At 39.6% G+C, this 11,906-nt stretch carries 9 protein-coding genes; all 9 read right to left on the bottom strand.

The features are described from left to right. Positions 1 to 92 precede the first annotated feature (92 nt). The 9 genes from F3D3_RS11300 to gpmI all read right to left on the bottom strand — a co-directional run bounded on the left by F3D3_RS11300 (position 93) and on the right by gpmI (position 11,901). Positions 93 to 320: a hypothetical protein gene (locus F3D3_RS11300; RefSeq protein WP_069873978.1), complete on the bottom strand. Its 228-nt coding sequence runs from the start codon at positions 318 to 320 to the stop codon at positions 93 to 95. Between the two features lie 176 nt (positions 321 to 496). Beyond that, the gene (locus F3D3_RS11295; protein ID WP_069873977.1) at positions 497 to 1,315 is read right to left on the bottom strand and encodes a Cof-type HAD-IIB family hydrolase; all 819 of its coding nucleotides are present in this window, start codon (positions 1,313 to 1,315) and stop codon (positions 497 to 499) included. Positions 1,316 to 1,416: 101 nt separating this feature from the next. After that, on the bottom strand, positions 1,417 to 3,531 hold the full coding sequence (rnr, locus tag F3D3_RS11290) for a ribonuclease R (protein WP_069873975.1): 2,115 nt from the start codon (positions 3,529 to 3,531) through the stop codon (positions 1,417 to 1,419). 206 nt (positions 3,532 to 3,737) lie between these two features. Continuing rightward, complete coding sequence (locus F3D3_RS11285; RefSeq protein ID WP_069873973.1) at positions 3,738 to 5,609, bottom strand: copper amine oxidase N-terminal domain-containing protein; 1,872 nt, start codon at positions 5,607 to 5,609, stop codon at positions 3,738 to 3,740. Between the two features lie 94 nt (positions 5,610 to 5,703). Further along, positions 5,704 to 5,961 carry a hypothetical protein gene (locus F3D3_RS11280; RefSeq protein ID WP_069873972.1) on the bottom strand — a complete coding sequence of 86 codons (258 nt, stop codon included), beginning with the start codon at positions 5,959 to 5,961 and terminating at the stop codon, positions 5,704 to 5,706. A 177-nt stretch (positions 5,962 to 6,138) separates the two neighbouring features. Then, the gene (locus tag F3D3_RS11275) at positions 6,139 to 8,121 is read right to left on the bottom strand and encodes a sodium-translocating pyrophosphatase (RefSeq protein ID WP_069873970.1); all 1,983 of its coding nucleotides are present in this window, start codon (positions 8,119 to 8,121) and stop codon (positions 6,139 to 6,141) included. A 294-nt stretch (positions 8,122 to 8,415) separates the two neighbouring features. Beyond that, positions 8,416 to 8,649, bottom strand: coding sequence for a preprotein translocase subunit SecG (secG, locus tag F3D3_RS11270; protein ID WP_069873968.1), 234 nt, complete (start codon positions 8,647 to 8,649; stop codon positions 8,416 to 8,418). A gap of 291 nt (positions 8,650 to 8,940) precedes the next feature. Next, the gene (gene eno / locus F3D3_RS11265) at positions 8,941 to 10,230 is read right to left on the bottom strand and encodes a phosphopyruvate hydratase (protein ID WP_069873967.1); all 1,290 of its coding nucleotides are present in this window, start codon (positions 10,228 to 10,230) and stop codon (positions 8,941 to 8,943) included. Between the two features lie 138 nt (positions 10,231 to 10,368). Further along, positions 10,369 to 11,901 carry a 2,3-bisphosphoglycerate-independent phosphoglycerate mutase gene (gpmI, locus tag F3D3_RS11260; protein ID WP_069873965.1) on the bottom strand — a complete coding sequence of 511 codons (1,533 nt, stop codon included), beginning with the start codon at positions 11,899 to 11,901 and terminating at the stop codon, positions 10,369 to 10,371. Between the last annotated feature and the right edge of the window lie 5 nt (positions 11,902 to 11,906).

The raw sequence follows: 11,906 nt of genomic DNA, 5'->3' as shown, positions 1-11,906 counted from the left end.
ATCACTCCACACAAAAAAAGCCCTGTGACCCTACTCAAATTTCGAATAGTCTCACAGGGCTTTAATGATTTAATATTTAGGGTTTAATAGATTCATGCAATTTCAGGATTGCCTCTCCTTTTGCTTTGGATCAGTCTTATCTTATCATTCACTTGTTGTCGATATTGAGCTTGCCATTTTTCAGGAATTTGACTCAATTTGTCATCTGAATTTTCCTTGCACATCACGGTTCTAACGGCTGTTAACAGCGCATCTGTTTCAACGCGAACGGGCTCTGCACGTTCTGATAATACAACTAAATTTTCGATCGTCTTTTTCATAATTCACCTCTAATAATATGTAGAGCTTAAACACTCTTTACACGATTGCTAACTTCTACTTCATATTACATCAGAGGTATTAAAAGCACATTACCATAAGGTTAATTGATTATTTAAATTTGTCAAAAATTTATGTTCAAACCTTATCCGAATCTCATTCAAACCTTGCTCGAAACTTAGCCAATCAAATCCTCCAGTGCATGCAATAACCCATCTTCATCATTACTCATAGCGATGTAATTTGCCACCGCTTTTAAGGCTTCAGTTGCGTTGCTCATGGCAACGCCCACACCGGCGTACTGGATCATATCCATATCGTTTTCATTGTCGCCAAATGCAAGGACATCTTCAATCGGAATGCCATAGTAACTGCGTATGGCCTCTATGCCAGTGGCTTTGCTGACGCCTTTCGCCATCACGTCAAATGAAGTTTCAAGGGACTTACAAGTTTCAAGACCCTCAATCTCCTTGATTTCGGACATTACCGCTTCAAACACCTCTGGGTTCTCACTCCAAAGGCCAATCTTATAAATCGTAATATTGTCCACAAGTGGCATCAAATCGGGATGAAATGCCACCTTAAAATGAAAGGTTTCTGGCAACTTTTTCATGCCCTCAGCATATTTTTGTGCTAGATTCATATTTTTTTCTGCGTGGATCACATCACTCTCGTAAAGATGAAAATAAGCATCATGCTTTTGACAAATTCTCACGACTTCTCTTGCCAGTGGTTTCGGTATCTCAATCGCTTGAATCACTTCACCTGTTTTAAGATGCTTTACCACAGCACCGTTACAGGAGATCAGGAAGCCATCATAATCAAGGTCCTTTGTTATAATGCGACCTGCACTGTGCATCCGACCTGTGGCTATGGCAAACAGATGCCCTTGATGGATTAAGTCGAATATTTTATTTTGAGTCTTTTCAGAAATGGTCTTATCACTTCTCAAAAGCGTCCCATCTATATCACTTACAATTAACTTCTTATGCGTCATCACTTTCTCTATCCTTTTCTTGTGACATACGTCCCACCCTAAGAAGAGGGGGACTTCTCATTCAAGTAACCTAACGGTTACAACATCAATTAAGTTGGCACTTACACCAAATCGAAATCAACTTGTCTGAGCGTTGCATCTGCCTTGATGACTTCAACTTCAACGGTTTGTCCCAGTTTATAGACATTCTTAGTCCGTTCACCGATCAGTTGCATATGCTCTTCATCGTATACATAATAATCATCATCCAAGTTTTCCATTCTCACTAAACCCTCAATGGTATTCTCCAGTTCAATAAACATCCCAAAAGAAGTGATCGTTGAAATAAGCCCTGTAAAATGCTCACCGATATGATCCATCATGTATTCCGCTTTTTTCATATCATCTACATCGCGCTCAGCCAGTTCAGCAGTACGCTCTTTCTCGGAACTCTGTAAGGATACCTCATCCACGATTGCTCTTAGAGCTTTGATGCGATCACCATTTAGCCTTCCCTGTAGCAGATCTCTTATAATCCGGTGGATCTGTAAATCTGGGTAGCGTCTAATCGGCGATGTGAAGTGACAATAGTACTTCGCTGCAAGACCAAAATGGCCATCATTATTAGGCGAGTATCGCGCCTGTTTTAAAGATCTAAGCGTCAATTTACTGATCACATGTTCCTCAGGACTGCCTTTCACTTCGGTTAACATCTGCTGAATTGCCTTTGGATGTAAATCTTCTGCACTCCCCTTAACTTTTTTGCCAAAGTTATGCAAGAATTTATTAAGTGCTTCAATTTTTTCTTCATTTGGGATTTCATGAATACGATATACAAAGGGCAGTTCAAGCCAGAACATATGCTCTGCAACCGTTTCATTAGCCGCAAGCATGAATTCTTCTATAATTTTATGTCCAATTCGGCGCTCTAATTTGCCTACAAATATCGGTTTGCCTTCACCATCAAGCTGAATTTTAGATTCTGCAAAATCAAAATCTATTGCGCCACGTCTATTGCGCCTCTTTTTCAAAATGAGAGAAAGTTCTTTCATGGTTTCAAATTCACCGAAGAGATCGCCGTATTTCTCTTTGAGTTCGTGAGAAATTTTGCCCTCTACAATATCCGATACATCATCATAATTCATGCGTTCCACTGTTTTGATCACCGATTCACAAATCTTGTGATTGACGATGTCCCCGTTTGAATCGATCTCCATGACACAAGACATGGTCAAACGATTGAGTTGCGGATTCAAACTACAGATGCCATTGGAAAGTCTCTCAGGCAGCATCGGGATCACACGATTGAGCAGGTAAACACTCGTTGCACGTCTGAGTGCCTCTTTATCGATTTTAGAGTGTTCTTTTACATAATAAGTCACGTCAGCAATATGCACGCCGAGCTCATAGTTGCCATTAGGCAGCTTAATCACATGAACCGCATCATCTAAATCCTTGGCATCTTTACCATCAATCGTGACAACCTTATAGTCCCTGAAATCCTCTCGCTTTTTGATTTCATTTTCTTCCACTTCAATGGGGATGTTCTCTGCCTCTTGAAGCACTTTCGTGTTAAAAACTTCTGGCAGTTTATAAGTTCGGATGATGGATAAAATATCCACACCAGGCTCGCCCACTTGACCTAAAATCTCAGTGATTTTACCTTCTGGATTGCGTCGATCTTCTGGCCATTTGGATATTTCAACGACGACTTTATCGCCTTGTTTAGCGCCAAGCGCATTGTTGCGTGAGATGAAGATATCGCTTCTGATCCTCTGATCATCTGGCACCACGAAACCAAAATTCTTGCTTTCTTCATACGTGCCCACGATCACTGTATTAGAGCGTTCAACGATCTTGATCACTTCACCTTCGCTCTTCTTATCGGGGCCACCCATTTTAGTGAGTTTGAGCATGACTTTATCGCCATTCATCGCACCAAATAGGGCACTTGAAGGTACAAAGACATCTTTCATCTCAACACTCTCAATAATGGCGAATCCAAAGCCTTTTGCAGTCATCTGAATTTTGCCTACATATATTTGAAAAAATTCAGGCAAAGCAAATTTGCCTTTTTTAGTTTTAATGAGTTTTGCATCCACTACCATTTCCTCAAGGTAAGTAAACATGAGCGGTATATCTTCTTTGGGAATATTCATTTGCTCCACTAAATCCATTTCTACAAAGGCTTTTTCACTATTTGCCTTAAAGAATTGTAATAGAATATCTTTATTCATTTGTTGCCTCCTTTAACGACGCATTATTATAGCCTCGATCACAATTAATTATAACGTATTAACCTGATAATTTATAGGTGCCTTGCGTAAAATTTGTGGAAACAATAGAAAAGAGCTGGCATTCTCAATGGAATGGACCAGCTCTTTTCATGAGTTAAATATCAATATAGAGTGTCAGAATTCATAATTTGATCAAGCCTCTGCCTTTAATTCAGAGGTTTTAAATAACCCCCACCAGATAGTGAAATCGTCTTGCTTTTAAGCCATGCATTATCATCTTCACTAGCATTATAGTAGAGTGTATAGCCATTGCTGATGATATTGGAAAGTGTTGTATCTTTATCCGTTAACACATCCACATAGCTTGTTGCCGTTAAGGAGATTGAACTGTCTAAGTCCAAATTCAATTCAATATATTTTGCAGTGTTTGATACATCTATACTCCCTGCGAACACCGAATCGTCCGTTAAGTTTAGAGTTAAGCTACTAATTGAATCCACCGTGATCGCACCTTTTAAAATTTGATTGCTTGCATTAAAGATCATCGAAGAACCATTACTACCCGCTGTGCCCCAGTCGCCTGCGCCAAGCGTCATTAACTTTGATGTCGTATTATTGAGCGTTACATTTGTCAAATTGATTTCGCCTTGTGTATTGGTGCTGTAGAACATTGGACCTTCCTTTGAAGTAATAGATCCATTGGTCATTGTAAATACACCTTTTCCGACTTCAGCATCTCCAGAAAAACTCTGGTAAATCATGACGCCCCATTTTTTTGTCCCAGTTATATTAGAATTAATAAGCTCAAGGCTATTTCTTCCCTCAATAACCGCAGCTTCTGATCCAGTGGCTACACTTGTGATGTCCGTGCCTTTGATTTTTCCAGTTGAATAAAGCCCTGGAGAGCCATCACCAGCCGTATTGAAAGTGCCCGTTGTCACTGTAACCGTTCCAGACCCCCTATCTGTGGCAATAGCCGCACAGTGATCGCCTAAAGTTTTAATGGTGACATTAGACGCTATGATGGTGCCGCCATTAGTGGCATGTAAGCCTCTAGAGGAATTTTCTGTCGTGGAGATATTCAAGTTACTGACCGTTGCTTTAGAATTCGTTCCTGTGGAAACCACCGCATTTGCACCCTTTGCATTTGTTGTAATCTTAGAATCTGAAAGCGTCAATGCACTGCCGTCCATCACGAGCACAGCGCTGTTTAAACCATAAAAATTGCTTGTTTCTTCGTTTGATGAATCTCCTGTCTTGGTGAGCGTTGAATCCGATAAGGTTAATGTCGCACCTGAATTCACCCATACTGCAGATTCATCTTCATCTGTTGCGCTGTATGTTTGGGAACTCAAAGTCTTGCTCCCTGTTGCAAGTTCATATACACTTGTAATCAATGACGACACCGATGTGGTGGTCGTCGCCTGAGCATTTGGAGGTGTACCGCTTGGCTTTTCACCAGTAGGCGGTTCTCCTGTTGGAGGTTCACCCGTTGGTTTTTCTCCTGTCGGTGGTTCACCTGTTGGTTTTTCTCCTGTCGGCGGTTCACCCGTTGGTATTGTTGCAGTTTTGGTACTTGTAGAAGTTGTATCATCCGTATCAATCGTAACCGTTCTCGTGCTACTGTCCCAAGCCACCTCTGCGCCAATCGCCTCAGCGAACAATCTCACCGATACCATTGTTCTGCCGTCTTTTATGAAAGAATTGGATTGAACATCCTTAGTCGTGCCATCTATAAGCGTCACATAACTTTTGCCAACGATATGGCTAAATGCTTTACCCACAGTGACTGTTTCAGTCTCTCCATCCCAAGTCACATCCAGATCAAGCGCATCACAAATAAATTTTAAAGGGACGTAGACTCTACCCTCTCTAATTTCGGCACCTGCTTCTGATAAATCCAGTGTAACACCATCTACGACGATATCAATTCCAACTGAAATGGCTTCACTTGAACTTGAAGTCGACAAAGTCTTTTCTACGGCATAAGTTTTCGTCGACATGCCCGTATACGCACTGACAACAGAACTTGAAAAGACCATAAGAACCACTAAACCAATAACCACACTTTTTTTCATAGTCACTACCTCACTTTAATTTACTTTTATGAATATGAGTATATTCAAGTAAAGTGATACGTATGTGATTGGATTGTGATGGTTTTGTGAAATTTTATTTATAACTTACGATGCTAACCCCTTCAAAAGAAATTACCGCTTCTAAAACTTTTAGCAATGCATCCTCTGGCACTGAAAAGAACTCAGAAGGTGTTGCCATACCAAGCGCTTTGTATTTTCTATATCGGCAGGCATTCAAGCCTTCAATGAGTGAAATTCGAATCACCACAGGTCTAGAGACTTTATTAAGATCATGGCTCTTTTTAAAAATATGATGTATGAGTAGAAAAGTCACTAATTCATTATCATACACTTTTTGAGTGAATCTAATCTATTTCCATTTTCATGTGTTTTACTGTAAAACCTAAAAAAGAGCCCATTATAAGGGCTCTTTTGAAAGCGTTATGATTGTTATCGAATTTTGGTTTAAACTAATTTTTAAGATGTTCTGTTTTAAATGCTATGATTCAAATTTGAATTCAAAGTCTATCTATAATAATGAACCCATAGATGCAAATAATGGTGCAAATACAAGTGAAACGATCGTCATAAGCTTGATTAGGATGTTGATTGATGGACCAGAAGTATCCTTAAACGGATCCCCTACTGTATCGCCAACAACAGAAGCTTTATGTGCTTCTGAACCCTTACCGCCATAATGACCTTCTTCAACGTACTTTTTAGCATTATCCCATGCGCCACCTGCATTTGCCATGAAGATTGCCATGAGCACACCTGTAACTAAAGCGCCCGCGAGCATACCACCAAGTGCTTCTGGTCCTAAAATAAGACCCACAACAATCGGTGCAAGTACTGCCATAATACCAGGAATCATCATTTCTTTAAGTGCTGCACCTGTACTAATGTCCACACAACGTGCATAATCTGGTTTAGCAGTACCTTCCATGATACCAGGAATATCTTTAAATTGTCTACGTACTTCTTCGATCATTTGGAAAGCGGCCTTACCGACTGATTCCATCGTCATTGCTGAGAATAAGAACGGCAGCATACCGCCAATAAATAAACCGACCACAACTTTAGGATTTAAGATATTGATCGTTTCAAGATGAATCGCTTGAGAGTAAGACGCAAACAACGAAAGTGCTGTCAATGCTGCAGAGCCGATTGCAAAACCCTTACCGATTGCTGCTGTTGTATTGCCAACTGCATCTAATTTGTCTGTGATTTTTCGAACTTCTTTTGGCAACTCACTCATTTCTGCAATACCACCCGCATTATCTGCTATAGGACCGTAAGCATCAACTGCCACAGTAATGCCTGCTGTTGAAAGCATACCTACTGCCGCAAGTGCAATACCATAAAGTCCCATAAATTTAAAAGCTAAAAGCGTCGCTGCTGAAATGAAAAGAATTGGCCACATTGTTGAGAACATGCCCACTGCAAGACCAGAAATAATAGTAGTCGCTGGGCCTGTTAAAGACTGTTCTGCTATTTTTTGTACATATTTGTGGTCTCCAGAAGTATATATTTCGGTGACAACACCAATTAAAGTACCACATACAAGTCCAGCTGTAATTGCATAAAATGCAGAAAGATTACCGAAGAAATGATTGCTTAAGAAATAAGCAGCTACCAACACCAAGAGACCACTCGCATACGTTGACTTTTTAAGAGCACTGTGTGGATCTGAACCCTCTGTGCCTTTAACAAAGAACGTGCCAATAATAGAGGCTATTATACCACATGCTGATAAAATCAATGGGAAATATGCGCCTTCCATACCATAAACGGCAAGGCCAAGTGTGATCGATGCAATAATAGAGCCTACATACGACTCAAATAAGTCAGCGCCCATACCCGCAACGTCACCCACATTATCGCCTACGTTATCAGCGATTACAGCTGGATTTCTCGGATCATCCTCAGGAATGCCCGCTTCAACTTTACCAACAAGGTCAGCACCCACATCTGCTGCTTTGGTGTAAATACCACCACCAACACGTGCAAAGAGTGCAATCGAAGAAGCACCAAGACCAAAACCAGTAACGATCTGTGGATCTCTAAAAATAAAATACAACATGCTGACGCCAAATAGACCAAGCCCCACAACGGACATGCCCATTACAGCACCACCAGAAAAAGCAACTGACAATGCTTTATTCATACCACTTTCTTTTGCAGCAAAAGCTGTCCTCACATTAGCTTTTGTTGCAACTTGCATACCGAAAAATCCTGCTAAAGCAGAAAAAAATGCCCCACATAAAAAGGCAATTGCAGTTTGATAACTGTTTAATCCAACCGCAATAATCACTGCTAAAATACCTGCAAAAATAACCAGAACCTTGTACTCTCTTCTTAAGAAAGCCATTGATCCTTCGTGAATATAAGATGCAATCTCATTCATTCGATCATGTGTGACCGTTACTGTATTGATCTTTCTTATAACCAAGAAGAATGCGAACACGAGCGCGATAATGCCTACACCCGCTGAATATAATGCGTAGTCCATTTAAAATTCCTCCCCACAAATAAAGATTTAATGAAAACAAACACACTAGTTTAAACTTTTCTTCTCATAACATGTAAGTCACAATTTCTTTTTTCACTGACCCTCATAACGTATGCCGTTAAAAAGAATCTTGTCACTTAAAAACAAATTTCGATAATCATTGTCCACCAAAACTTTGTTTTGCTGGACACGTTCTCATCTAACCGCCTAGAGCAGGCTGAACATTCCTGACTCTAAGCTGGACGAAAACTAATGATACTAATAAAAAAATATACAATAATTAGCTTAAGCTAATTATTGCATATATGCTAATAGTAATGCTGATACAATAAACACTACTGCTGATACTTTGGTCACTTTGTCAAACTTATCATCGTAGTCTCTTGCCTTATTTTTACCCCAGATTTGCTCAGCGCCGCCACCAATTGAGCCTGATAATCCCGCTGACTTACCTGATTGTAATAATATACTCGCAATTAATACTAATGATGCCAGTATTAAGAATACTGTTACGATTGTCGATAACATTTTAACACCTCCGTTTATACTTGCTTAACATAGGTATTTTAACACAGTATGTCCTAAAATACAATTAATTGTTTCGTTTTTATCAAAAAAGCACAAAGGCTTGATGTTGCTATTCATCAAGCCTTTGAACATTTACCCTAGTTTCGTAACCAAAATTTGCTAATATCATTTAACTTTAACTTGAGATGCTAACTCAAGTTAATTTAAAGCAAACATAGACAAGTATTTTTCTTACCTTAAAGTATAAATTATGGTTAGAGTGTCAACATCCGTTTTGAATAAACGCTCTAACTATCTTAAGTTGTAAAATGCCGATAAACCAGCATAGATTGCATTATCACCTAATTGTTCTTCAATTCTTAATAATTGGTTGTATTTCTCAACACGGTCCGTTCTAGCAGGTGCACCAGTTTTGATTTGACCAGAGTTTACAGCAACTGCGATATCCGCAATTGTTGAGTCAGAAGTTTCACCAGATCTGTGCGATGTAACAGTTGTAAATCCAGCTCTTTTAGCCATTTCGATTGCATCTAATGTTTCAGTTAATGAACCAATTTGGTTTAATTTGATTAGGATAGAGTTCGCTGATTTTTCTTTAATACCTCTTGATAATCTTTCAGTGTTTGTAACGAATAAATCATCACCAACGATTTGAATTTTGTTACCCAATTTTTCAACCATTAACTGCCAACCTGACCAGTCTTCTTCGTATAAACCATCTTCGATAGAAATGATTGGGTATCTTTCTACTAAGCCAGCATAGTATTCTACCATTTCAGCTGAAGTATATTCTTTGCCATCACTTGCTAAAGTATATTTGCCAGTTTTTTCATCGAATAATTCATTAGCAGCAACGTCAAGTGCCAATCTGATTTGCTCACCTGGTTTGTAACCTGCTTTTTCAATAGCTTCCATGATTACTTTTAAAGCATCTTCATTTGTCGGTAGATTTGGTGCAAAACCACCTTCATCGCCTACGCCTGTTGCCAAACCTTTTGCTTTAAGAACGCCTTTTAATGTGTGATAAATTTCAGCACCCCATCTTAAAGCTTCTTTAAAGCTCGTTGCGCCTACTGGTAAGATCATAAATTCTTGAATATCTACATTGTTATCCGCATGAGCGCCACCATTCATGATATTCATCATGGGTACTGGCAATGTTTTCGCATTTGTACCACCAACATATTCATATAATGATAAGCCCACAGATTCTGCAGCTGCTTTTGCACAAGCAATAGATACGCCCAAGATTGCATTTGCACCTAATTTTGCTTTATTTGGTGTGCCATCTAATGCGATCATCATTTTGTCGATGCCTACTTGATCAAATACATCCCAGCCTTCTAATTCTGGTGCGATGATTTCGTTAACGTTGTTGACTGCCTTCTCAACGCCTTTTCCTAAATATCTACTTTTGTCGCCATCTCTCAATTCTACTGCTTCAAATGCACCTGTTGATGCACCTGATGGTACAGCAGCTCTACCCATAGAACCGTCTTCTAAAAATACTTCTACCTCTACTGTAGGGTTGCCTCTTGAGTCAAGAATTTCTCTTGCAAATACATCAGTAATAAATGACATAACGAATACCTCCATATAATATATAATTTATGTGTCACATTTTCATGTGTTGGTAACTTTCCTTTTAGAAGCTACAGCTGTGGATAAACTATGAGTTTACCCACAGCTATAAGCTTTTTATATCTAAATTCTTGAAACTTAATTTTTCAAGACAATTGAGGTTCCAGTCATCTCTATTGGTTTTTCAAGGCCCATCATCTCAAGCATGGTTGGCGCAAGGTCGCAAAGTCTTCCATCATCAGCTAGTTTAGGATTTCCGATCCCTCCCACAATGCAAGGCACCTGATTTATGGAATGTGCAGTCATTGGTTCACCTGTATCCGTGAGCATTTCTTCAGCATTACCATGATCCGCAGTGATGATGAAATTCCCCCCGAGGGTTTCAAGTTTACGCACAATTTTACCTAGGCACTCATCCACAGTTTCCACTGCTTTTATAGCTGCTGGAATAATCCCAGTATGCCCTACCATATCCGCATTTGCAAAATTTAAAATGATGAGATCATAATAATCTCTATCAAGCTCTTCTAAAAGTTTATCGGTGACTTCATAAGCAGACATTTCAGGCTTAAGATCGTAAGTTGCCACTTTTGGAGAAGCTACGAGTGCTCTATCTTCGCCTGCGTTTGCCGCCTCAACGCCACCGTTAAAGAAAAATGTTACATGAGCGTATTTCTCTGTTTCAGCAATTCTCAGTTGCTTTTTACCAAGAGCCGCCATATACTGCCCAAGTGTATTGTCAATCGTTTGTGGTTTGTAAGCCACTGTTACGTTTGGCATAACCTTGTCGTACTGTGTCAAACACACGTATGTGGTTTTAAAGTAATCTCTTTCAAAGCCATTAAAAGCTTCATCCACAATTGTTCTTGTGATTTCTCTTGCTCTATCGGGTCTAAAGTTGAAAAAGATCACAGAATCATTTTCACAAACAGTTGCAACGGGATTTCCCGCTTTAGTAATCATCGTAGGCATGATGAATTCATCTGTTATGCCCGCTTCATAAGAGGATTTCATAAGAGTCGCTGCAGATTCCACGCTTGCACCTTTGCCTCTTACAAGCATATCGTAAGATCTTTCGATACGTTCCCATCTTTGATCTCGATCCATAGAATAATAACGGCCTGAAACAGATGCAATCACACCGAACCCGATTTCAGCCATAAAAGTTTCCAGTGCTTTGATATAATTGATACCGCTTGTAGGGGAAGTATCTCTACCATCCATAAAAGCATGTATATATATGTTGTCAAGACCTTGATTTTTTGCGAGCGTAATCAGTGCTTTTAAATGTTCAATATGACTGTGTACGCCACCATCTGATAAGAGTCCCCAAGCATGGAGCTTTGTGCCATTTGCTTTTGCATTTCTCATGGCAAGTAATAAAGCTTCATTTTCAAAGAAATCACCATCCTTGATGGATTTGGTTATTCTTGTAAGCTCCTGATAAATCACACGACCTGCACCGATGTTGAGATGTCCTACTTCCGAGTTACCCATTTGTCCCTCTGGTAAGCCAACCTCTAACCCGCTAGCGCCGATTAATGTATGAGGATATTTTTCAAGATAATGATCGTAGTTAGGCGTACTTGCAAGTGCAACTGCATTTCCAGTTATCACGTCGCTTTGTCCCCAACCATCCATTATAATGAGTGCGGTAGGTTTTTTCATAATTTACT

The organism is Fusibacter sp. 3D3, from assembly GCF_001748365.1.
Taxonomy (GTDB): domain Bacteria; phylum Bacillota; class Clostridia; order Peptostreptococcales; family Acidaminobacteraceae; genus Fusibacter_A.
This window is presented reverse-complemented; position numbering and strand designations above follow the sequence as displayed.